The 23,659-nt window shown below is 54.1% G+C and carries 20 protein-coding genes and 2 tRNA genes; 18 read left to right on the top strand and 4 right to left on the bottom strand.

All coding sequences use genetic code 11. The annotated features are described in order from the left end of the window. Nucleotides 1-213 precede the first annotated feature (213 nt). The 3 genes from sdaAA (RAH42_RS12020) (at nucleotide 214) to RAH42_RS12010 (ending at nucleotide 4,407) form a co-directional block, all read left to right on the top strand. Entirely contained in the window at nucleotides 214-1,818 is a 1,605-nt protein-coding gene (gene sdaAA / locus RAH42_RS12020; protein ID WP_317539604.1) for an L-serine ammonia-lyase, iron-sulfur-dependent, subunit alpha, read from the top strand. A 107-nt stretch (nucleotides 1,819-1,925) separates the two neighbouring features. After that, nucleotides 1,926-3,530 (top strand): L-serine ammonia-lyase, iron-sulfur-dependent, subunit alpha, encoded by a 1,605-nt coding sequence (gene sdaAA / locus RAH42_RS12015; RefSeq protein WP_078014967.1) that lies wholly within the window; start codon nucleotides 1,926-1,928, stop codon nucleotides 3,528-3,530. Between the two features lie 469 nt (nucleotides 3,531-3,999). Next, nucleotides 4,000-4,407 carry an IS30 family transposase gene (locus RAH42_RS12010; RefSeq protein ID WP_317540264.1) on the top strand — a complete coding sequence of 136 codons (408 nt, stop codon included), beginning with the start codon at nucleotides 4,000-4,002 and terminating at the stop codon, nucleotides 4,405-4,407. A gap of 366 nt (nucleotides 4,408-4,773) precedes the next feature. On the opposite strand, the gene RAH42_RS12005 is transcribed toward RAH42_RS12010, so the two are convergent. After that, a complete protein-coding gene (locus tag RAH42_RS12005) occupies nucleotides 4,774-5,658 on the bottom strand; it encodes a MurR/RpiR family transcriptional regulator (RefSeq protein WP_078014968.1) in 885 nt (294 codons plus the stop codon). Nucleotides 5,659-5,878: 220 nt separating this feature from the next. Here RAH42_RS12005 and RAH42_RS12000 point away from each other — a divergent pair, with 220 nt between their 5' ends. From RAH42_RS12000 to RAH42_RS11975, 6 genes are all read left to right on the top strand, one after another. Beyond that, nucleotides 5,879-6,907: an ornithine cyclodeaminase family protein gene (locus tag RAH42_RS12000; RefSeq protein WP_317539603.1), complete on the top strand. Its 1,029-nt coding sequence runs from the start codon at nucleotides 5,879-5,881 to the stop codon at nucleotides 6,905-6,907. Between the two features lie 244 nt (nucleotides 6,908-7,151). Next, entirely contained in the window at nucleotides 7,152-8,534 is a 1,383-nt protein-coding gene (locus RAH42_RS11995) for a hypothetical protein (protein WP_317539602.1), read from the top strand. Between the two features lie 29 nt (nucleotides 8,535-8,563). Next, nucleotides 8,564-9,655 (top strand): NAD/NADP-dependent octopine/nopaline dehydrogenase family protein, encoded by a 1,092-nt coding sequence (locus RAH42_RS11990; protein ID WP_078014970.1) that lies wholly within the window; start codon nucleotides 8,564-8,566, stop codon nucleotides 9,653-9,655. A 415-nt stretch (nucleotides 9,656-10,070) separates the two neighbouring features. After that, nucleotides 10,071-10,421, top strand: coding sequence for a transposase (locus RAH42_RS11985; protein ID WP_198004578.1), 351 nt, complete (start codon nucleotides 10,071-10,073; stop codon nucleotides 10,419-10,421). A gap of 142 nt (nucleotides 10,422-10,563) precedes the next feature. Beyond that, nucleotides 10,564-11,919 (top strand): sodium:solute symporter family protein, encoded by a 1,356-nt coding sequence (locus RAH42_RS11980; RefSeq protein ID WP_256385741.1) that lies wholly within the window; start codon nucleotides 10,564-10,566, stop codon nucleotides 11,917-11,919. Nucleotides 11,920-11,938: 19 nt separating this feature from the next. Further along, complete coding sequence (locus RAH42_RS11975) at nucleotides 11,939-12,808, top strand: nitrilase-related carbon-nitrogen hydrolase (RefSeq protein ID WP_317539601.1); 870 nt, start codon at nucleotides 11,939-11,941, stop codon at nucleotides 12,806-12,808. A 110-nt stretch (nucleotides 12,809-12,918) separates the two neighbouring features. On the opposite strand, the gene RAH42_RS11970 is transcribed toward RAH42_RS11975, so the two are convergent. The 3 genes from RAH42_RS11970 to RAH42_RS11960 all read right to left on the bottom strand — a co-directional run bounded on the left by RAH42_RS11970 (nucleotide 12,919) and on the right by RAH42_RS11960 (nucleotide 14,157). Further along, nucleotides 12,919-13,803 (bottom strand): YitT family protein, encoded by an 885-nt coding sequence (locus RAH42_RS11970; protein WP_009165143.1) that lies wholly within the window; start codon nucleotides 13,801-13,803, stop codon nucleotides 12,919-12,921. Between the two features lie 194 nt (nucleotides 13,804-13,997). Continuing rightward, nucleotides 13,998-14,072 (bottom strand) — tRNA-Gly (locus RAH42_RS11965). Nucleotides 14,073-14,080: 8 nt separating this feature from the next. Beyond that, a tRNA-Asp gene (locus RAH42_RS11960) sits at nucleotides 14,081-14,157 on the bottom strand. 399 nt (nucleotides 14,158-14,556) lie between these two features. Between RAH42_RS11960 and RAH42_RS11955 the strand changes: the two genes are divergently transcribed. The 9 genes from RAH42_RS11955 (at nucleotide 14,557) to RAH42_RS11915 (ending at nucleotide 23,499) form a co-directional block, all read left to right on the top strand. After that, nucleotides 14,557-15,411 (top strand): hypothetical protein, encoded by an 855-nt coding sequence (locus tag RAH42_RS11955; protein ID WP_078014974.1) that lies wholly within the window; start codon nucleotides 14,557-14,559, stop codon nucleotides 15,409-15,411. Nucleotide 15,412: 1 nt separating this feature from the next. Next, nucleotides 15,413-16,537: a PucR family transcriptional regulator gene (locus RAH42_RS11950; protein ID WP_078014975.1), complete on the top strand. Its 1,125-nt coding sequence runs from the start codon at nucleotides 15,413-15,415 to the stop codon at nucleotides 16,535-16,537. Between the two features lie 223 nt (nucleotides 16,538-16,760). Beyond that, nucleotides 16,761-17,624 carry an ISNCY family transposase gene (locus RAH42_RS11945; protein ID WP_317539600.1) on the top strand — a complete coding sequence of 288 codons (864 nt, stop codon included), beginning with the start codon at nucleotides 16,761-16,763 and terminating at the stop codon, nucleotides 17,622-17,624. Beyond that, nucleotides 17,588-18,115 (top strand): hypothetical protein, encoded by a 528-nt coding sequence (locus RAH42_RS11940; protein ID WP_317539599.1) that lies wholly within the window; start codon nucleotides 17,588-17,590, stop codon nucleotides 18,113-18,115. The genes RAH42_RS11945 and RAH42_RS11940 overlap by 37 nt, the downstream gene beginning before the upstream one ends. Nucleotides 18,116-18,328: 213 nt before the next feature. Next, entirely contained in the window at nucleotides 18,329-19,960 is a 1,632-nt protein-coding gene (locus RAH42_RS11935) for an OPT/YSL family transporter (protein WP_120373165.1), read from the top strand. Nucleotides 19,961-20,039: 79 nt separating this feature from the next. Then, entirely contained in the window at nucleotides 20,040-20,690 is a 651-nt protein-coding gene (locus RAH42_RS11930) for an aspartate/glutamate racemase family protein (protein WP_120373164.1), read from the top strand. A 13-nt stretch (nucleotides 20,691-20,703) separates the two neighbouring features. Further along, the gene (locus RAH42_RS11925) at nucleotides 20,704-21,783 is read left to right on the top strand and encodes a DUF917 family protein (protein ID WP_317539598.1); all 1,080 of its coding nucleotides are present in this window, start codon (nucleotides 20,704-20,706) and stop codon (nucleotides 21,781-21,783) included. A gap of 67 nt (nucleotides 21,784-21,850) precedes the next feature. After that, a complete protein-coding gene (locus RAH42_RS11920; protein WP_120373162.1) occupies nucleotides 21,851-22,813 on the top strand; it encodes a DUF1177 domain-containing protein in 963 nt (320 codons plus the stop codon). Between the two features lie 11 nt (nucleotides 22,814-22,824). Beyond that, entirely contained in the window at nucleotides 22,825-23,499 is a 675-nt protein-coding gene (locus RAH42_RS11915; RefSeq protein ID WP_317539597.1) for an AroM family protein, read from the top strand. Nucleotides 23,500-23,659: the final 160 nt, after the last annotated feature.

The following is a 23,659-nucleotide window of genomic DNA, read 5'->3' as shown; positions in this document are numbered from 1 at the left end:
ACTCTTCCGGAGCTTCACCCCGAGGTTTCCAACGCGAATCGCAGTTGATTTGAACTCTGGAAGGTCGTCTGCAGGGTGCCAGGCTTGCGATGATCTGGGGCTGTCGCGCGATATTTCGTGCCGCAGCCCTTTTTCAGCGCTGTTTTATATATATTATTAGATAAATTTATGTTATGCTTTTCACTTCGTTTAAGTCATTTTGGAGGAATATCCATGCCTGATTGCAGCACTTGCGGCGCGTGCATCAACAGTGATCGCGGCGGTGCAGACCGACTGCCAAGCCTCTTCGATTCCATTGGACCTGTCATGACCGGTTCGTCCAGCTCCGCCACAGCGGGCGTCCTGCGTATCGGGCGTATGGGACGATTGCTGATCGGAGGCAATCCGGACGCGATCGATCTGTATTTCTACGGCGCGCTCTCGACAACGTACAAAGGCCATGCGAGCGACGGCGCGGTTGTTGCTGGTCTGCTCGGTGAGCTCGAAGACTCCGGCCTGATTGGGAAGATGCTCAGGATTGCCGCCGAACGCGGCATTCCGGTTCACGATCATGCCGACCCCGAATCGACGCGCAACTCGATGACCGTCGACATGGCGCTTGTGCGGAACGGCGTCCATTACCGCATCTCCGGCGTGTCCATAGGCGGCGGCGAGATCGAGATGCAGGAGGTGGACGGCTGGCCCGTCCTGCTCCATGGTTTTGAAGACGGCGCGCTGTTCCTTGCGGACCGCCGTTTCAGCCAAAGCGAAGTCGAAGCGTTCCTCGGCCGTTCCGTCCAGTCCGTGACGGCCACGGAGTACGACGGTAAAGCATTCCACACCGTTCTGACCGAGACGGCCCTGACAGAGCCGCAGATAAACGCCCTTCGCGGCGCGTCGATCCGCGTTTACCCTCTGCGCAACCTGTGGGATTTTAAACTGAAAGACCCGGTTCCTCTGTTCGACACCTTCGCCAGCTGGCTCGCCCTTGCTGAGAAGACGTCAGCCCCCTCTGCCGCGGAGGCGTATGAAGAGCGCCGGAGCGGCGTGAGCCGCGAGTGGGTGCGCAAAAAGACGCTGACCGCCTGGAATGCCATGAAGGTGGCAGTCGAGAACGGCCTCGCTGGTCATAACCGTCTGCTGGGCGGCCTGACTCCTGGCGACGACGGCGCGAGGCTCAAGAATCTCGTTGACGTGCATCAGAATCTTTCCGGCCCCGTCGTGGGTACAGCAATCGCACGTGCGCTTGCTGTCATGGAGAGTAACGGTTCCATGCGTCAGGTCGTCGCCTGTCCGACGGCAGGCTCCTGCGGCATCATGCCTGGCTGCTTGATGACCGCGGCAGAAAAGCTTGGTTCGAGCGACGACCAGATTATCGACGCTCTCCTGGCCGGCGCAATGACCGGCGTCCTTATCGCAAAACGCGCTCCCGTTTCCGGTGCCCTTGGCGGGTGCCAGTCCGAGATCGGCGTTTCGTCCGCTATGGCAGCAGCCGCACTGGTTCAGCTGGCCGGCGGATCGGCAAAGCAGGTCCAGGAGGCGTATGCTCTCGCGCTGAAAAATGTCCTTGGGCTCGTGTGCGATCCGGTCGCCGGTCCTGTCGAAGTGCCGTGCATCAAGCGCAACGCTATCGGCGTCGCGAATGCGTTCGCCGCGGCCGACATGGCCCTTGCCGGCATTGAGAGCATCATCCCGCCTGACGAGGTCCTTGACGCCCTGATCAACACACAACAGTATCTGCCCCGTGAGCTTCGCGGCATGATGAGCGGCGGGCTGTGCGCGACGAAAAAAGCTCACGAGCTCAAAGACTGGTGGTACAAAAAGCTCGCGACGATGTAGCGGAGCCAGGCGATTGAAATTTACGATCGAAATTCAGCGTGAAACAGAAAACGTTTTCAACATACGACCGCCCCGCGTGGTTTATTACAAAATATGGAGGAATACATATGAGCATCTGTACCCAGTGTGGTATGTGCACGAACAGCGGCGGCAATACCGACCGTCTTCCGAGCCTTTTTGACTCCATCGGCCCGATCATGACGGGGCCATCCAGCTCGCATACGGCAGGCATGGTGCGTATCGGGCGCATGTGCCGCCAATTGATTGGCGGCGCACCGGACACGATCGACCTTTACTTCTACGGCGCGCTCTCGATGACGTACAAGGGCCACGCCAGTGACTCCGGCGTTGTTGCGGGCCTGCTGGGCCAGCTTGAGGATTCTCCGGGAATCAAAACGGCGCTCCAGACAGCCAAGGCGCAAGGGATCCCTGTCGTCGTCCATCGTTACCCAGACGACACAAGCCACAGCCCGGCAACTGTCGACACAGAACTGACCCGGAACGGGGAGCGTTATCGGATTGTCGGCCTGACGATCGGCGGCGGCGAAATCCAGATGAGCGAGGTCGACGGTTTTCCTGTCGAACTCCATGGCAGCGAGGACGGCGTTTTGTTCTCCACCTCCAAAGCCTACACCGCTGCCGAGCTCTCTGCCGCAGTCGGCGCAACCTTCCAGTCCTGCGTGTCGACCGTGAAGGACGGCGTCTATTTCCACACGGCGATCTCGGACAAGTCCCTGAGCGAGGACGCCATGGCGAAGCTGAAGCTCCTTGCTTCAAAGGTCTATCCTCTGGCTGGCCTGTGGAACTTCAAGCTTGTCAACGCTGAACCGATCGTGAATAGCTTCGATGAGCTTCTTGCCCGCGCAAAGGCTTCCTCGATCCCCGCGGTGGCCGAGGAATTTGAAGCGCAGCGCAGCGGCGTCACGCGCGAGTGGATCCGCAAAAAGACGCTCGAGGCATGGAAAACCATGAAGGCGTCCGTCGTCGCCGGCCTTGGCAAAAACAACCTTGTGGCCGGCTTCATGCCCGGCGACGACGGTGCGAAGCTCATGAAGCTTGTGAACGAAGGCAAAAATCTCTCAGGCCCCATCGTCGGCACGGCTGTCGCGCGCGCGATCGGCGTCATGGAGGCCAACGGCAGCATGTGCTGTGTCTGCGCTTCGCCAACGGCGGGTTCGTGCGGCGTCATTCCCGGCTGCCTCCTGACCTCTGCCGAGCAGCTCCACTCCAGCGAGGACCAAATCATTGACGCCCTGCTCGTCGCGGCCATGACGGGCGTGCTCATCGCCAAGCGCGCGCCGGTATCGGGCGCTCTTGGCGGTTGTCAGTCTGAAATCGGCGTCGCCAGCGCGATGGCTGCGGCAGGCCTTGTCCAACTTGCCGGAGGAACCCCTTTGCAGTGTTGTGAGGCAATGGCGCTTGCCCTCAAGAACATCCTGGGGCTTATCTGTGACCCCGTGGCAGGACCTGTCGAAATTCCCTGTATCAAGCGCAACGCGATTGGCGTTGGGAATGCCTACGTTGCAGCCGATATGGCACTTGCTGGCATCAGGAGTGTCATTCCACCGGACGAAGTCGTGGATGCCCTGATCAACACACAGCAGCTTCTGCCTCGCGAGCTTCGGGGCACTCTGGTTGGCGGACTTGCCTCGACGAAGACTGCGCGTCAGCTGAAGGACGTATGGTATAAGCGCATGGAAGAGATGGGGTAACAAAAATTGTCTCAATAATACTGGGCCTTGTTTAAAAAACAATGTGATTTGTACTCCTTCAACAAAACAACAATGGCGGCAAGATGAAGTTGAAAGCTCGCTGAAGCTGCATGGGCGGCTCTGAAATTCTTCTTGACCGGCAGGGGCGCAGAATAAAGAGACTGTCTCCAAACTGCAGAACTGTCTTTAAAGACGAAGGATACCATTTCGTTCCGCTTACATGCAGTGCTTCAACACTGGATAAATTTCATCACAGAAAAGCAAAGGGCCGCCTTAATTGGCTTTTGAGATGGCCTCTTGCTGTGCGGGAAGCGACAGGAGGAACTATCCGTAAAATTTGCGGTTGAAAAAAACGCGCTCACTCTTGATGCTGCATGGGGTTGTCTTCGTTTCCCTTGTAAAAGTCGGGACTTCAGGCAGTGGTCTCCCGAACAGATCGCTACACGCTTGAAAGAAGAGAAAAAACTCTATCTCCATCAGCTATGCGACGATTTACCGCTGCATCTCCAGCGGCGCTTTTGTCTGTACGTACCTCAAGAGCGTCGCCAGGACCGTCATCGATATGCTGAAAGATCTGCCCCATGAAAGCGTCACTCCGGATCGTGGCTGCGAGTTCTACAATTTCGAACAGATTGGCGCCGGTCTGGGCGGAACGAAACTCTATTATCCGAAACCACACCAGCCATGGCAGCGGGGTACGAACGAAAACACCAACGGATTGTTACGGGAATGTTTTCCAAAGAAGAAGGATGTCACGGATATACCTAATGAAGTTATCCAGATGTATGTCAGACGCTTGAACTCTCGACCTCGTAAATGTCTTCACTGGAAATCTCCTTACGAAGTTTTCTACTCTGCCTCGTTGCGCTTGGTTTGACTATTTGCCTTCTAAAAGTTGGAAAAAAGCCGTCGAGGATCAGGACTACGCCGTCACCGCGATCGAATAAAAGCTTTTATCGATACGAGATACGACAAAGCCCATGTTGGATCATGTCGAACATTTAGTTCGCCACGATCCAACCCGGGCTTTGTTAATTTTCAATCATCTTAAAGAGCTATCACTATGGAAGCATATGATGCGCTGGATGGATTAATCATTATGAATTAAGGAGTCGCTGATTAAATCAGCGACTCCCCAGAGAATGTGCGTGTGTTGGAGTTTCCTTTTGACGGGAGATTTTTCTTCTTTATAACGTTCAGATTCCATTCAATGTGTCTTGACGTTTATATCGAATTCTCGGGCTTACGGCTCGTAAAAAGTTTCGTAGTCAGAATAAAACTGTTCAAGTTGACTTAAAGATTTCACGTAGCTTTTGTAATGTGAAATACCATAAGCAAAAATTGAATTGAGGAGCGACATGCAGCCTACATAGGACGCTACGTAATTCTGTGTCCGTGTCGAACATGTAAAAACTAAATCTGCATAAACATATGACGGTGAAAGCTTGTCATCCGTCACTAAAACGATAGGAATTTTTCTGTCATGCAGCGTTTTGAGCATCTTGACCACGTCTTTTGAATAACGATTGAATGAAAAGGCCATAACTAAATCGTCAGAATGAACCGTAAGCATTTTGTCGATATAATCGCCAATTCCGGGCGTAATCGGAAAAACCGTAAGTCCTTGCATACGCAACAATAAACTTGTGTAGGTTGCAAAGATTGCCGAGGTTCGGAATCCCATCGTATAGATAATATGAGCTTTTTCAGCTAGGTGAAAAAATTTCTTTATATTTTCTTGATTAATCGGGTTATTCATTGTCCTGTGAATATTCTCGATATCTAGTCTTGTTACTTCATCCAAAACGCTCTGTTGGTGTGCCTCGGTGAAATTATCGTCGTTGATATTGTAGTGACTAATCAAAGTTTGCTGAATATGATCCCGCATTGCCTGTTTGAACTCCGAAAATGCGGAATACTGCATTTCAGTGCAAAACTTTATCACCGATGTCACGCTTACGCCGGCAGCTGTCGCTACATCAGTAATCGTACAAAAAGGAATGTCACTGTAATGCTCCATGATGTAGGTTGCAACTTTTCTCACTGCGGGAGAAAAAGCAGATTGTCTCTTTTGAATTTTTTCCAAGAAATTTTGCATTACAGCCCCACCTCGATTTATGTCCATCATAACAAATTTCCGCTTGAATCACATCATGAATATCTCAGAAGATGAAGATCTCAAGGTTTTCAACAAAGTTTTTTCCATTCAGTCGAAAAATCTTTGTCTATGTATACAAAATAATTTTATTTTTTGTTGCAAGAAAAAATTTTTATGCTAATATTGAATTACATCGTACGATGCTGCAGGGACAGTTCGGCAAATTTTATTCCAAAAGGAGCGCGACGCAATGAGTACTTCGCATCTTGAAATTCTATTTTTGAACAATAAGGAGGTCAATTCTCTCGCGGGCAATTCTATGCCGGATGTTATTCACGATATCGAACGAGTTCTCTCGATGCTTGACAAGGGAGAAGCGATCAATGCCGGTAAAATCGTTCTTCATTGGGGAAAAACCATCGAAGAAGAAAACATTTACGGGCGCATCAATGCCATGCCAGGTTTTGTCGGTGGCGAATACAACATGTCTGGCATTAAATGGATTGGCAGCAATCCCAACAACTACAAACAAGGACTGCCACGTGCAACCGTAACCGTGATTCTGAATGATCCAATATCGAAAGTGCCGGTATGTATTTCTGACGCGACTACGGTCAGCGCCAAGCGTACTGGCGCCGTTGCCGGATTGGCGATGAAGTACCTCGCGGTGCAAAACGCACAAACAATGACGATATTCGGTGCGGGAGCACAGTCGCGTACGCAGCTCGAAGCCGCTATGGTCGTTCGTCCGTCCATCAAGGAAGTTTATATTACTGACATTGTATTTGAACGTGCCGAAAGCTACGCCGCGGAAATGACCGCAAAGTATCCCGGTCTTAAAGTTACGGCAGTTCAAGACGCTTCCGGTGCCTGCAGGAAGAGCGATATTATCAGCACCGTAACTATTGCGACAGAGCCCGTTGTGCAGGCGGAATGGATTAAAAAAGGCGCTCTCATGATCAATAATGCTGATTATGAATACACATATGACTGCGTCAGGCTGGCCGACAAGGTTTTCGTTGATACGTGGGAAACTATCAAACATCGTATGATTAGCACTGTAGCGCTGATGTGGCGAGATGGTCTGTTTAAGGATGAACAGATCACGGCTGAGCTTGGTGAGATCATCAACGGTAAAAAGAAAGGGCGTGAGAATGACGAAGAAACAATCTACTTTAACGCCGTCGGTATGGGGGTTGAAGATATTGCAGTAGTTTCCCGTGCCTACCATAAAGCAGTGGAAAAAGGCATAGGAACCAAGGTTCCTTATTGGGTGTAGGCTGCTTGTCAATTTCCCCTTGCAAATAAAATAGGTCCTTTAATATCGCTCAGGATATTAAAAGAATGAGGCCGCTGCAAGTGAAAGAATGAGGTTTTGCATAGAAATAGTTCTGTTCTCTCTCTAAGCGGCCTTTTATTTAGGAGCGTTTTGTAAGTAAATATACGATGATATTGGTTTTTATAGGTGCAAAGTGACATAAAAATTGTATTTTTTGCCGTATTTCAGGAAAGGAGCTCAAAACATGTTCCCTTTGGAAAAAATTACGAGCGGCACTATTAATAATCTGCTCCTATATATCAGTATTGTTGGTCTGTTACTTGTCGTTGCCAGTCTTATCCGACTCAAAGTACATTTTTTACGCAAAGCCTTTATTCCTGCTTCGCTACTGGCTGGAGTTATTGGTTTGGCTTTAGGCCCCTACGCGCTAAAAATTATCCCTGCTGCAATGATGACATCTATTGGTGCTTTACCAAGCTCAATGATCACGATTGTATTCTCTTGTATGTTGCTGGGAGTGAAAAAAGAGAAGACGGGAGAATATGCGCTGCATGACAGCGTCACGGGGCTTCTTTGGCTATGGTCGAATAGTTTTATGCAGGTGGGCGTCACCGCACTGTTGTGTGTCGTTTTGTTTACTCCGTTTTTTGGTGTTAACCCGCTGTTTGGCTCCCTGTTTGAGATCGGCTTTGCTGGCGGACATGGAACGGCGGGTGGCATGGCCTCGCTTTTCGAAGATCCTAAGTTGCTTAACTGGATTGATGGTGCATCCTTGGCACCTACCGTAGCTACGATCGGCCTTCTTATCGGTATTTTCGGCGGTATGGGGGCTATCAACTATGGAGTTCGTAAGAGATACACAAAAGTTCTGACTGGGGCAACAAGCGGCGGAGACTCGCGGGAGATCTATCCTGAAGGTAATCGCGAGGCAAGTGCCAAGATGACGGTCAGTCAAGATGTTGTTGAACCTTTTGCCCTTCATTTAGGCGTTATTGGTATCGCTGTTATTGTTGGGCGCCTGATCGTGTGGAGTTTTGGCGCCATATTCAAGTACAAGGGATTGCCGCTTTTCCCTTTTGCCATGATTGGCGGGTGGTTGATCAACATTGTCATTCAGCATACGTCACTCCACGATCTTTTTGATCGTGCCACTTTTCAGCGTATCCAAGGCATGGCCCTTGAAATTCTGATCGTCGCAGCGATGGCTTCTATCAAGATTCCAGTTGTGGTCGAATATTGGATGCCGCTGCTGATTGCTACTGTCATTATTACAGTCTTCATGTATTTCTGGCTGTTCTGGCTGAGCCCGCGCGTTTTTTCCCATTGTTGGTTTGAGCAGGGCATCATTCGGTTCGGTGCATTTACTGGAGTAGCTGCCGTTGGCTATATGCTGCTTCGTACGTCCGATCCTAAGATGGAGACGGATGCTGGAACCATTTATGCTCTTGGGTGTCCTCTCATGAGCCCTTTTATCGGCGGTGGGCTAGTGACGACAATGTATCCGTACTTTATCAAAAACTTTGGCGCGTTGGCGACAGGGTTGACTCTCTGTACGGCTTCAATTGCCCTGATCGTTGTGATGCGTTTGTTCTTCTGGAATAGGGCCATTCAGAAACAACAGCGATAAGTCTATTTTATGCGAGAGGAAGCTTTTTTATGGAAGCGAGTGTTGCAGTTATTGGTGCAGGGAATGGCGGAACGGCAATCGCCGCATACCTTTCCAGCCAAGGCGTAAAAGTAAATCTATGTGACCCTTTTCCACAGTACATTGCCGGCATTCAACAAGCAAATGGCGTTAATCTAACCGTGAACGGGCGAACATCGCACTGTCAGTTGAATTTAGTGACGACTGATATTCCTCTTGCCATTCAGGATATTCATTTGATCATGGTTGTCACACCTTCTTTTACTCATCGGTTGATTGCAGAAGCTTGTTTCAATGCGTTGGAAGAGGGACAGACTGTTGTCTTGAATCCTGGACGTACTGGCGGAGCTTTGGATTTTCTCAATGTAATCCGTAGCCGGGGCTGCAAGGCTGACGTTACCATTGCGGAGGCACAGACACTGATCTATGCCTGTCGTAAGACGGGGCCCTCGTCTGTGGAAATCAGCGGTATAAAGAAAAAGATCCTTCTGGGAGCTCTTCCGGCAAACCGTACGGAACAGGTATTGGCAATGCTCAGGCCTTTTTATCCACAGTTCGTGGCAGCGAAGAACTGTCTGGAGACAAGTCTTTCTAACATTGGTGCGCTTTTCCATCCAACGCCGCTGTTGCTGAATATCGGTAGGGTTGAGAGTGAAACTGGTGGTTTTCGTTATTACCTTGATGGGATTTCCCCTTCCGTGACTGTTCTTGTCAAAGAGATTGACAATGAACGTATGGCCGTTGCCGCTGCTTATGGTGTGAGCGTCCTCAGTGCAGAAGAATGGCTGGTTGAATCGTATGATACTCATGGAGAGGATTTGTATCATTTGATTCAGAATAATGCCGCCTACAGCACAATCAAGGCACCAAAGACAATTGATGCCCGTTATATTACTGAGGATGTACCAATGAGCCTTGTGCCAATCTCCGAGCTGGGGCGTAAAGCGGGCGTTGCCACGCCCAATATCGACGCTGTTATCCAGCTGACAAGCGCAATCTATAAACGAGATTTCCGAGCGAGCGGTCGCTGTTTAAAGAATCTTAGCCTTGACAGTATGGAGAGGGAACAAATCATTCATTATTTTGAGACTGGCAGCCGTTGATCTGAATTGGTGTTAATAACTATTTCTTAATTGAAACGCTGAATAGCAATAGCGCTCCGAGGGAGATCCACAAAGCGAATTGCACGGACTGCGCAGCCGGCGAGACAGGCCCGAGCGACTGGACTCCCTTGGAGTGCTTCAGGACTGTCGTTAAACTATTCTATTAAGAATCAGTATTAGAATCCATGCTCGCTCTGATTACTGGTATGAGAATAACTGACCTTTCTCCATCGTACATGCCCCTATTATGGCCAGCACGGAGATATCCTCCCTTGTCATTGAACCGGAGCGTTCTAGACGTGTTAACCACTTTATGAATCTCGGCATCGATCCTTTCCACACCGTCAAATGAGCCATGGGCACCCTGGATTAGGTTAAGCACGAGACATGAAGCGCAGCTTACGCCGAGACTCTGTTGGCTGCACAGACTCATCCCAGAGATAAGGAATGCCTGACGAATGGCGATACGAAAGCTTGGCTTGTTGCGGCGACAAGAGGACGGGCGGAGAAAATCGAAAATGTAGCCTACACTCTTGACAAGGCACCAGAACATCAGCTGGAAAAGCAGCAGATCTGGATCGCCACAATTGCTGAGAATAGCAGCCATCTCTGTCGCGCATACCGTATGAAAGAAACGCTTCGACGGCTTCTAAAAATCGAAGACACCAACGAGGTAGAAGCAGATCTGAAAAGGTGGCTTTTGTGGACGGGCTACAGCAAAAATCCGGCTTTCAAAAAACTGTATCAGAAGGTCAAGTGCCACTAAAAATATATAGTCTTTATTATTTTAGGGGCTAGAACAGCTGCTTTGGCATGACCGGATGTTCATAATATAATTTAGGAGGCGTTAATATGAAATCTGTGGTTATTGTTTTTGCGATTCTTGCTACGCTTCTATTAACCTATGGATTGAGCATGCTGATGACAAGAAAGGCAGAAAAAAGAGTGTTAGTGTAGATGATTGGGAAGTCGGCGGCCGCGAGCTTCCTCTGTATGTCGTTGTAGGTACACAATTTGCTACAGCAATGGGAGGTGGAATTCTAGTCGGACAAGTTGGCAATGGATTCAGTAACGGATATTCAGTGATGCTTTACGGCATTCTGTGCCAGTTGTCTTTTGTTATTCTTATGTTCGTCGCTAAATGGTTGCGCGAACATAAGTTTGCGACTGTTCCTGAAATTTTACTGCACTATTCAGGTCCTAGCAAAACTGTGAGGATTCTGGCTGGCTTGATGACTATCGTTGTTCCATTTGGCTGGTGCTGTTCAAATTTAACAGCATTTGCAAAATTATATACGACAATTACAGGTATCCCCTTAAATATCTTGATTTGCGCTATGGCTGTCCTGTGTGTATTTTTTGTATTGCCTAGCGGACTTAAAACAGTAGCATGGACGGATTTTGTCTTTGGTTGTCTGATGTTTATCATCGGTACAACGATAGCAATTGCAACAGCGAGAATGGCTGGCGGCATGTCACATGTGATGAGGACAGTTCCTCAGGATATTGTACAGTTCCCGAGCTCATTATTCAGTGTCGGTTTATCTACGAGTATTTTATGGATTTTTTCACTCACTCCTGGTGGACTGACAAATCAGATGTATTATCAGCGTATCCTTGCTTGTAAAGAAACGAACAAGGTTATTAAAAGTCTAGCTATTTCTGCTTTCTGTGCACTGTTAGCCTATGTTTGGGCTATTGTCGTTGGACTGAGTGTTCGTTCCATGAACCCTGGACTTGAACGGGAAATGGCAACGGGATGGTTGATGAACGAATTACCTCTATGGGCGGTTGCGGTCTTTTCTGGATTGGTTGTATGCACGATTCTTTCCACAATCAGTTCTGGTATCCAATCGGTAGTTGTTAATTTGAATCGTGATATTTACCGTGTGCTGAATCCTCGAGTCTCGGAGAAATCCGCTGTACAGATAAACCGCGTTCTCTCTGTGATCGTGCTGGCGGCAGCGGCTTTGATTGCTATGTATTTTCCCCAGGTACTCAACCTCCTCGTGTTGACCTATTCGTATTCGGCTGCCGGGCTTGTTTGCCCGATCTTCCTCGGCTATATGCTACGCCGTAAGGGAATTATCACAAAGAATGGGCTCATCGCCGGCATGATCCTTGGTGTTGGAGTCTGTGCCTATTCTATGCACTTTAAGTCGGTCATTCCTTATGTGATCTGGGGTTGCCTTGCTTCTGGCGTGGCGATGATTGTTTTCAGTAAATTGGACAAGAAGAATCCCGCTTATCTGGAAGAAAAATAAGAGCGGGGGGATGATAATTATGAACGGTCAGTCGCCAGCAAGAATAGCTTGTGTACAGATGGATGTTGTACAGGGAAATATGGGACAGAATCTTGATACCGCCCAGCGAATGATCGAGCAAGCCTGTCAAAATGGGGCCAATCTGCTTGTTCTGCCTGAAATGTATAATACCGGTTGCGTGTTTGACAGGCGTTCCGACGTGTTTGCGCTTGCGGAAGCGGTGCCGAATGGAAGAAGCTCTCGGATGCTGGAGAATATAGCTCGTAAACATGGCATTTATATTGTCGCCTCATTGGTGGAGAAGGAAGAAAACGATCTCTTTAATACTGCAATATTAGTGGGACCTGACGGTTTTGTAGGCAAATATCGCAAGCTTCATCCCTGCGAAGATGAAGTCTATTGGGTTGAACCGGGAAATCTCGGTCTGCCAGTGTTTCATACGCGTATAGGTCGCATTGGTGTAATTATTTGTCTTGATGCATATTACCCAGAGACGTTTCGCATACTTGCATTGCAGGGCGCAGACATTGTCTGTGTCCCATCCAACTGGAGTGACGTCAAGGAAACACGCGCTTTACCGGATCCTTATTGGACAATGGCTCCTGTACTGTGCATGGCGAATGCTCTCTCCAACCACATCATTGTTGCTGGCACGAACCGCGTGGGACAAACAGGAAAGATGAAATTCCCCGGACAGAGTATTATTGTCGGACCATGGGGAAATCCAATTGCGGGGCCCGGGCTCATGAAAGAAGGAGTTATCTACGCTGACGTTGATCTGTGTGACAGTAGGCGCAAATATTTCCATCCGACAAACAGCCGTCTCGCGAACCGTCGGATTGACGTGTACAGTTATGACCTAGGTTATCGTCCTGAAAAATATATGTAGCGGAAGCATCGTTGATTAACAAAATATTATTCAAGGAGACCTCGAATAACTCTTTTTATCGGACGACATAAAGCATTCATCAGTTTTATGACACATGCTATTTGGCTCAGTTATTCTTCCCACTTCTGGAATCCCTTGCCCAGCACTTCCGAGGCGACGGAAAGGCGCAGGAAGGCGTTGGGGTCGTGTTCTTTGAGGAACAGCTTCAGCAGGATCTCTTGGCGCGGGGCGAGCAGGGTGATCAGCACGTGACGGGGGGCGGCGTTGAAGCCGCCGCGGGCATCGAAGATCGTCACGCCGCGGTGCAGCGTGTAGACGATGTAGTTGCGCACCAGTTCCGCTTCGCTGGTGATGATCATGGCTTCCTTGCGCGAGGAAAAGGCCCGCAGGTCGCCGTTCATGACCAGCGACGTGATGTAGGACAGCAGCAGTCCGTAGACGACGTTCTCGACCGAGACGACCCAGAAGAACAGCAGGATCACGGCGAAGTTCAGCAGCATCGAAATGTTGCCTAGCTCCACGCCCGTTTTGCGCCGTACCGCGACGCACACGATGTCGATGCCGCCGGTGGAGCCGCCGCCTGAAAACACCGTCGCCAGCGCGATGCCGTGCAGCACGGCCGCGACGACGACCAGTAGCATACGGTCGGCGATGACCGGCGCGGGGAAACGCGCAAAAAATTCCATGCCCAGCGACATCAGGACGGTAGAGTAGAGCGTCCAGTAGAAGAAGCGCTTGGGGAGCATCTTGTAAGCGAAAAGGAAAAGCGCGAAGTTGAACACGGCGTTGCTGAGCCCCAGCGGAATGTCACTGAGGTAGTTGAGGAACAGGCAAACGCCCATGACGCCCGTGTTGGGTAGCATTGCCGGTTTGATGAAGAAAACGGTGCCGACGCAGTAGAGCAGGGTGCCGACAGTGGTGACGAAAAAAGTCCGCAGTTCCTCTTTCAGCGCTTCGGGGGTGACGCGCAGACGCGCTGCGATGTTTTCAAGCATGGATCGATCCGCTCCTTATCATGATGTTTATTTTGCCGCGATCTCGCTTATCATACCTGATAAAACCTTAAAAGAGAATTCCCAGCGTCGGAAAGTCCGGCGAGACGTATAGTTTCCTTACGGAACAAACGGCCGCTCCCGACGAAAAATACGAAAAAGCCCCGCCGTGCAGACGGCAGGGCTTTCATTCTTAATGGAGCGGAAGACGGGATTTGAACCCGCGACCCCAACCTTGGCAAGGTTGTGCTCTACCCCTGAGCTACTTCCGCGTGGAAAATGGCGGGGCTGAAGAGACTCGAACTCTCGACCTTCGGCGTGACAGGCCGACGCTCTAACCGACTGAGCTACAACCCCATCCACGAACGCGACACGTAATATACCAGACTTGGATTCCTTTGTCAAAGGGCAATTTAAAGCTCTGTCTTTTATCAACCGTTCTTCCTGTGACCATAAGCCTGAGTCTTGTAGATTTTGCGATTGGGCCATTTTAAACAGTGAAAGAACAATATATAATGAAAAATGCCACACAGAATGGCGCAGCTCTCAAAGGGGCATGGACTGGGGATGGTCGCCGCGGGTCCCAACGCCGTCGAGCTGAGCGGCGGCGACAGCTACCGGCCCCGCGTGGGAAAGCGCATCTTCCTCCGGCGGAACGGTCGAAAAGGGGCGCTTGAGACGGCGGCTGGTGTGATTCGGACTGACCGTCGCTCGTTTTCAGGAAAAAATCCAGTTTTCGAGAACGGAGGGGATCACGTGAAAGTGCAGATTTCATTGACTGTCGAAGCGGGCAAGCGTTTGATCGCCAAAGCGATATCGACGCTGCCCGCCGTTCGGAGGGCGCTGGCGGAGGGGCGGCTGCTCCTTAAGGGCGGCACGACCGTTTCGCTGATTTCCGAAGCGGTCTGCGGCGTTCCGCTGAAGATCTGCGGGCGCATCGACCGCCGCGGCGCCGGTTCCTGCGCCGGAAACTGCGCGGCCCCTCACAGCCTTCTGCTGCATCGGGGCGTTCCTGCGCCGCTGGACGCCGAGCTTTGGTCCTCCGGAAAATTGAGATTTTCGCCGGGCGACGCCTGCGTGATCGGCGCCAACCTCGTGGATCGTCACGGACGCGCGGCGATGCTGGCCGGAAGCCCTTTCGGCGGAGCGCTGCACTTTTTTACGAGCCTTCCCGCCGAAGGCGTGGAGATGATCGTTGCGGCCGGACTCGAAAAATACGCGCCCTGTTCGCTGGACGACGCCGTGGCCGCCGCGTCGCGTCTCGCCCCCGATCTGTCCATGGGCATGGCGGCAGGTCTGATTCCCATCCCCGGCCGCGTAATCAACGAAGCGGAAGCCTGCAAGATCCTCGGCGCCGCGGAAGTGCAGATTGTCGCGCGGGGCGGCATCCAGGGCGCGGAAGGCGGCTGCACGCTGCTGGCGAGCTTTGACGAACGCCCTCAGGGCGAGGCGTTCTTCAACGAAATTCTGGCGTTGTCCGGCACGGTTTTTCAAAAAAGCGCGGGCGACGCAAAGTCGCTGAAAAGCTGTCTTGACACCGCTTGCGGCCCGACCGGCGCGGAGCACCGCGGCTGCTGGTACCGAAGCCGCCGCAGAGAACTTCCGGTCTAGGATGGCCGTCATGTTTACCGTTGCCGACATGCTCGAGCTGCCCGTTTTCGCCGGCCATGAAATCGCTGCGGGCAAAAAAGGGACGGGAAACCGCGTCCGCTTCATCGATTTCATCGAGATCCCCGACCCTTCCGGCTGGTGCCGCCCCGACACGTTCTCCTTCACGACCGGTTACGCCTTCCGCAACAATCCCGAGCAGATCTGCCGCATCATCCGCGTCTTGAGCGCAGGCAGAGCCGCCGGGCTGGGCGTCAAGCTGGGACGTTTCATCAGCGCGATCCCGCCGCAGGCGTTCAGCCTCGCCGACGAGCTGGACTTTCCCCTGGTCATCCTGCCCAAAGGACTGGCTTATGCCGTTGTCTCGCGCACGGTCATGCGCGAGATATTCCGTACTGAACGGAGCTGTCGCGACGACGCCGGCGAGCCTCTCAGCCTTTTTCAGCTGGAGCAGGATCCCGTCGGCCTGCTCGAGTCGCTGAAACGGCAGGGCTGGGAAAGCTCCCGGAGCGTATGGAGCCTGCAATGGGAGAATCTGCCGCCGCAGCGGCCTTCCCTGCCGCCGCCGCGCGCTTTCCAGTACAGCGCCAACAGCTCCCTGCGCATGCTCGTCGCTCAGCTGCCCGGCGAGCGGGCGGATCACTTCGTCGAATTTCTGAAATGCTGCCTGCCGCAGCAGATGGAACGCCAAAGCCTGGGCATCTCCGGCCCCGCGCCGCTGAAAAATATCGTCCAGAGCTTCGCGGAAGCGAGAGCGGCCCTGCAGCTCGGCGCACAGCTCGGCTTCGACGAAGGCGTCTTCGTCTACTCGGAGCTGGAACTTCTGGATCTCCTCAAAAAGAACCGGCCGCCGGCCGAGCTTCAGGAGGCCGCCTCGCGCTGTCTGCGTCCCCTCCTCGACGAAGACGTGAAAAAGCATTCCAGTCTCGCGCAGACCCTTCGCGTCTGGTTCGCCTGCGACGGTTCCTCCGAAAAAGCCGCTCAACGGCTGCACATCCATCGCAACACCCTGCTTTACCGCCACAAGCGGATCATGGAACTTCTCCCCCTGAACCGATACGGCTCAACGCCGTTCCGTCTGGCGCTGTTTTTTCTGTACGCGAAAAACGACGCCGGCGGAGAATCGTAAAAGCTCCCTGAAGGAACGCGTTTTGAAAGGACGCTCCTTCAGGGGGCTTTATTTTTAGAATTGTGCGCCTGCATAATTTGATACTGTATTTTTATGCAAAAATATATTTATTATATTATTTAGCATGATAAAATTCAATAAGATCTCTAAAAACTGTCGTTGTTCAGTGATAAAGTCACCCATAACTGTTCCAAGAAAATGTCACTCTGAGATAATACCGTTCATGAAACAGGAGCGAATGACATTGTCACAAAAGGAACTGGATCGTATCAGGATTATCGGAGCGCTTGTCGAGGGACGCATGACGAACAGGGAGGCGGCGGAAAAGCTGGGGCTCTGTCAACGGCAAATCATCAGGATCAAGAAGAGGTTCGCCGCTCAAGGGGCGGCAGGGCTTGTTCATGGCAACCGCGGCAGAACGTCTCGGCGCAGGATCGGAGATGAGGTTCGGGAGTCGGTGCTGAAGGCGTATGAGGAGGTCTATTACGATTTCAACTTCTCTCACTTTGCGGAATGCCTGAACGAACGGGAGGGGATCGGGATCAGCCGTTCGAGTGTCGTCCGCATTCTGAAGGACGAGGGGATCAGGAGCAAGAAGAGTGCGCGGCGGCGGCCGAAGCTTCACCGTTCCCGACCGCGGAAGGTGGCCGCGGGGATGTTGTGGCAGACTGACGCCACGTCGTTTGAATGGTTTGGCAGGGGGAACGGGCGCGCGACGCTGCACGCTTATATTGACGATGCGACGGGGATCGTGACTGGCGCCTGTTTCACTGAGAACGAATGTATGGCGGGCTATGTCGCCGCGCTGGGGATGGGGATCGAGGGGTATGGGCTGCCGATGGCGATTTACAGCGACCGGCATACGATTTTCCGCTCTCCAAAGGCACGGGCGCAGGATGATGAGGATCGGATCGAAGGGAATGAAGAAAATGAAGGGAATGAGGCGGGGAAGGAGGAGCCGTTAAGTTGTTTCGGACGGGGGCTGAAGGATCTTGGGATCGGGCAGATCTTTGCCTTGACGCCGGAGGCGAAGGGGCGTGTCGAACGTCTTTGGAACACGATGCAGGACAGGCTGCCGGGGAGCTGAGGCTGCTTGGCGTCTCGGATATCACGGCGGCCAACGAGGTTTTGCCCAAGCTCATCGCCAGGCACAATCGGAAGTTTGCCGTCACGCCGGCTGAGGGAGAGGACGTTTATGTGAAGCCGGAAGGAAAAGTCGATTTGGATTTTCTCTTTGCGCGTCGCGAATCTCGCAGGACGGATCACGGCGGCATGATCTCCTACGGAGGTCGTCGGTACGTTCCGGCGGCGGACGATTGCCTCGGGATGGCCCAAACGACGGTTGAGGTGCGTGAAACGTCGACCGGGCGGATCTGGGGTGTTTCCAAGGGCAGACGGATCGAGATGAAGGAGGTTGAAAGTCAAAAACGAGTCGACTCCGATGAGGCATCGGCAAAGAAACGGAAAAGCGGGCTTGTGAAAGCGCACAAGCCCGCTCCGGACCACCCATGGCGGCGTGGCGTCGTCAAAAGGCAGGGATATCATAGCACATGTCGGGATAAATGTACGTTCGCGTAGACGTTGTTATGGCGGCACGATGGGGAGTTCTTTCGAGGTGTCTTGCTGTGATGAGAGTGTGAGGGGGTGACTTTTTTAATGAGCAGTTATGGTGACTTTTTTATTGGCTATTGACATAAGATCTCTAAAAACTTTATCGACGGGAGGGTTATGTACAGGCATTTCTTTTGAGAAGGTCTTACCATTTTCGACGAAGGTCAGGAGGTCAGTCACATGTCAGAAGAGAAAAAAGTTCCGCACGTCAAGGCTTTCGAAGGGCAAACGTTTGTCATCAGCGCGCTGGTTTCCGTCTTTTCGGCGGTCATCTGTATGCAGATCATCTCCCGCATCGGAACGACGCCGAACACATCCGTCATCGGCGCGCTGTTCGCCATGGCGCTTGCCAGAATCCCCTTCGCCAGTCTGAGCCGATTCCGCAGCCTGGACCGACAGAATCTGGTGCAGACGATGGCTTCGGCCGCCGGATTCGGCGCGGCCAATTGCTGCCTGCTTGCCGTGGGGATCCTCTACGTTTTCGGCGATCCTTCCCTGATCGTGCCGATGCTTATCGGATCCGGTATGGCGACGCTGATCGGCATGCATCTCGTTTATTCGCTGTTCGATTCCGAGATGTTCCCCGCCCGGGAATCGTGGGCGCCGGGGATCGCCACCGCGGAAGCGCTGATCGCTGGAGACGAAGGCGGTAAAAAAGGACGTACGCTTTTGAGCGGCATCGTTTTAGGCGCGGCAGGCGCCGGATGCCGGATCAAGCCTTTTCTTTCCGGCGGTCTTCCCATGGCCGGCGTGGGCATCGCGTTTATCGCCAACCCATGGGCCATGTCGGCTCTGGCCGCGGGGCTTTTGATCCGCGGCTATTATCCGAGCCTTGTCCCTTGGCTCAGTTCTCTTGGACTGACGAATCTCCCGGCAGATCTCGGAAAAACGTACATCCCGCACGGTTTTATGATCGGCGCCGGGCTGATCTCGCTGATCCAGGCGCTCGTCATGATCTTCAAAAAATCCGTCCGCGAGTTCTCGTCCGAAAGCGCGCCCACGGTGACTCACGCGGCGGCTAAGAAAGCCATCGCCGCCCATATTGGATATTTCGCCGTGGCGGCTGTCATTTTGGCGGCCATTACCGGGTTCATGACTTCCATGGAGACACCCAAGCTCATTCTCTGGGGTGTCTGGTGCACGTTTTCGTCGATCTCCGCCGCAATCCTGGTCGGGCTGTGCGCCATGTTCTCGGGCTGGTTCCCCGGTTTTGCCGTGACCGTGATTTTCGTCAGCCTCGGCCTGTTCATGAACTTTCCGCCGGCGGCGCTGGCGGTGCTGGCAGGCTTCGTTTCCAGCACGGGCCCATGTTTTGCCGACATGGGATACGATCTGAAGACGGGCTGGGTCATCAGAGGAAGCGGGAAGAATCGCGAGTACGAACTGGACGGACGTCGCCAGCAGATGTTTTCCGAACTCTTCGGCGGCCTGATCGCTGCTGTGGTGGTCGGACTTTTGATGAAGATGCATTTCAATCTCAATCTGCTTCCACCCGTCAGCCGGGTTTTCGCGGCCACGGTCCAGGCGGGTTCCGATTATGCGATCCTTCTTGAAATGCTGTGCTGGGCCGTCCCCGGCGCGCTTCTGCAGGTCGCCGGCGGTTCGAAAAAGGCGCTGGGCATTCTCTGCGCCACGGGACTGCTGATCCGCAACCCCATTTACGGCGTCGGCCTGGTGGTCGCCCTGATCCTGCGGGCGCTCTTCATCAAAAACCACGAAGAGGCGATGCAGCTCTACGGCGCGGGTTTCGTGGCCGGCGACGGGCTTTTCGGTTTCTTCAACGCCATCGGGCGTTCCTTCGGTTGGTGGTAAGCGCATTGTATCTTCGACGTGACCGGCAGCGCCGTGCTTCCATAAAAACGGCGCTGCCGTGAAAGGGTGTGAAAATTCGATGTCGGAGAAGAAAAAAATCGGTCTGATCCGCGTCCTGACGACGCCGGATCAGGAGTTGCTCCAGCTTCACGGACGCATGATCGAATCGTGTTTTCCCGGTCTGTCCGTCGAATCGCGGTGCATCGCCGATCAGGACGAAGGGATCCATGACGAGGCAAGTCATGCGAAGGCGTTGCCCAAGGTGCTGGCGCTGGGGCGCGCTTTCGCGGACGAAAACGTCGACGCCGTCTATATCAGCTGCGCCGGCGATCCCGGCGTCGGCATCCTTCAACGGGAGCTCAACGTCCCGGTCATCGGCGCCGGCACGGCGATGGCGCACGTGGCCAGCGCCTACGGGGTTCCCGTGGGAGTGCTGGGGATCACGGACAACGTGCCGGAAGAGATCGCAAAAATTTTAGGCGGCCGTATCGTCGGTTCTCTGCGCCCGCCGCAGATCCATACGACGCTGGATCTGTTCCGCCCCGACGCGATGGACGCGCTCGCGGAAGCCGGCTGTGCGCTGAAAAGCAAGGGCGCCAAGCTGCTCCTTCTGGCCTGCACGGGGTTGGCGACGATCAACGCCGCTCCGGAGCTGCGCCGCCGCGTCGGCTTGCCGGTGCTGGATCCGTTGCGCTGCGCGGCTGCCTGCCTGTGGACGGCCTTGTGTTGAAGGAGGTCTTTGCATGTCTCGGCTGAAACTGACTCAGGAACACGTGGAAGCCGCGCTGCTGGGCGGCTGTTTTCTCGGCGGTGGCGGCGGCGGTTCGATGGCCAAGGGGCGCGCGCTCGGCGAAGCGGCTCTTTCCGCCGGTCCGTTGGAACTGGTCTCGCTGGACGAGATCGATCCCGAAGCGGTCGTCGTCACCTGTTCGGCGGTGGGGGCGCCGGCCTCGAAAGAAGCGATGGCCAAGCCCGAAGCGGCCATGCGTGTCATTGAATTGATGGCAAAACTGGACGTGTCGCCTCCGGCCGGACTGATCACCAACGAAAATGGCGGCGGCTCGACGTTCAACGGCTGGCTGCCGGCCGCCATGAGCGGACTGCCCCTGATCGACGCGCCGTGCAACGGACGCGCGCATCCCACCGGCGTCATGGGATCCATGGCGCTGCACCGCGACAATCGTTACGTTTCGAAGCAGACGGCGGCGGGAGGAAATCCCGAGACGGGGCGCTACCTCGAAGCGGCTTTCAGCGGCCCCATGGAGGCCGTAGCGGCGCTTGTGCGGCAGTGCGCCGTTCAGGCCGGAGGACTGGTTGCGGTGGCCCGTAATCCGGTCAAAGCCCATTATTTGAAAGAACATGCCGCGCCGGGAGCCGTGATGCTGGCCATCGAAACTGGGACGAAAATGCTTGAAGCCCGTTCCCGCGGAGCCGAAGCTGTTGTCCAGGCGGCGGTCGGCTTTCTCGGCGGCCGCGTCGTTACGGCGGGCACGGTGGACGCTATCGACCTGATTACCGAAGGCGGGTTCGACCATGGCGTCGTTTCCGCAGGCGGGTGCGAACTCGCGTTCTGGAACGAATTCATGACGCTGGACCGCGGCGGCGAACGGCTGGGGACCTTCCCCGATCTGATCATGACCACGGACGCAGAAACCGGACTTCCCGTCACCACGGCGGAGCTCGCAAAGGGGCGGCGCGTTTTCGTGACGCTGGTCCCTGCGGACAGGATCCCTCTTGGCGCAGGCATGTTCTGCCGGGAACTTTTGGAACCTATCGAGAAGGTCGTCGGCAGGGACGTGCTGCCCTACGTCACGCTGAAGTAGCGCAGCCGCCGCGTTCGCAATGACCGAAGAGAAAAAATAGACGTAGAAAATCAAGGAGGTACCAATCATGTCTCTTTTTTATACGATAAACGCGCTTGAACTGCTCGACTCGCCGTCCGTAAGCGGCGAGAGCGTCAAACAAGCGCTGATGGCCGCCGGCGTGCCGGAAGAACAGATCTCCGTCAAAACTGTTCACGGCCCCAAAGGCAGCACTGATTTCGTCAAAACGTGGTTCTACGGCTCCGAAGGCAAACATAACGGCGGCACAGCCCCCACCATCGGTATCGTCGGCCGTCTCGGCGGCATCGGCGCGCGCCCCGAACGGATCGGGCTCGTTTCCGACGGCGACGGCGCCGTGTCGGCCGTGGCCGTCGCCATGAAACTGGGCGACATGGCGAAAAAGGGCGACGCGCTCAAAGGCGACGTGTTCGTCTCCACTCACATCTGCCCCAATTCTCCTACACGCCCTCACGATCCCGTGCCGTTCATGGGTTCTCCCATCAACATGACCATCGCCAACCGCGAAGAAATGGGCGAGGAGCTGGACGCCGTCCTGTCCATCGACACGACGCGCGGCAACCGGATCGTCAACGCCCGCGGCTTTGCCATCTCGCCGACGGCCAAGGAGGGCTGGATCCTGCGCGTCAGCGAAGATTTGCTCGAGATCATGAGCTCCGTCACGGGGGAGCTGCCCAAGGTTTTTCCCCTCAGCATGACCGACATCACGCCCTACGGCAACGGGCTCTATCACCTGAACAGCATCCTCCAGCCCTGCACGGCCACCAAAGCGCCGGTCGTCGGCGTGGCGCTGACGTCGCAGACGACGGTCCCCGGCTGTGCTACGGGAAGCTCGCAACCGATAGACATCGAGGCGGCCGTGCGCTTCGCCATCGAAACGGCGAAAGCGTTCGGCGAGGGCAAGTGCAAGTTTTACAGCGAGGAAGAATTCGATCTGACCCTCAAACGTTACGGGGCCATGAACAAACTTCAAAGCATGGGCGATCTGCCGCCGGCGGATCCTCAGGCGTAAGAGGCCCGGCCATGACTTTGCGCGTAGGGACCGTCACCATTGGGCAGGCGCCAAGAACAGACGTCACGCCTGACCTTATGAAGATCCTCGGGGCGGAAGTGGAACTGATCGAAGCGGGAGCGCTGGACGGCCTGAGTTCCGAACAGATTGCCGCCATGGCGCCGCGCCCGGGCGATTATGTGCTGGTCACGAGAATGGCCGACGGCACGTCTGTGAAAATCTGCGAACGTGCAGTGACACCTCTGGTGCGTCAGAAGATCGCCGCCCACCTCGCCGCGGGGATCCCCGCCGTCCTGCTGCTCTGCACGGGCGAGTTCCCCGACTTTCCAACCGGCGGGCTGCTGCTGAGGCCGCAGAAAATCCTGTTCAACATGGTTCAGGCCGTCGTGCCGGCCGGCGCGAAACTCGGCGTCTTCATGCCGTCGCCGGATCAGCTGGAACAGTCGTCGCGCCGCTGGTCGCAGATCACCGAGCAAAATCGTTCCATTGGCGCATCGCCCTACGTCCGTCCCGAAGAAACGATCCCCGCCGCGGCGGAAGAACTCGCCCGTTGGGGCGCCGACGCTCTCGTCATGGACTGCATGGGCTACACGCTGGCGATGAAGGAACAGGTTCGCCGAATCACCGGCAAGCCCGTGGTCCTCGCCCGTTCCATCGCCGCGCGGTTCCTGCGCGAGCTTGTGTAGGCGACGAAGCTGGAGTAGTGTCAGCAGATGCTATTCCAAACACCTATACGAAATGTTCCACGTGGAACATTTCTCGCAAACGCAGTCATTATAATGAGTTAATTTACATGCACTAAAATAAATAATCGTTCCGCCCGTTCCAGTTTCGCGCGAAACCGGA

Origin of the sequence: Pyramidobacter sp. YE332, from assembly GCF_033060595.1 — a bacterium.
GTDB lineage: Bacteria > Synergistota > Synergistia > Synergistales > Dethiosulfovibrionaceae > Pyramidobacter.
This window is presented reverse-complemented; position numbering and strand designations above follow the sequence as displayed.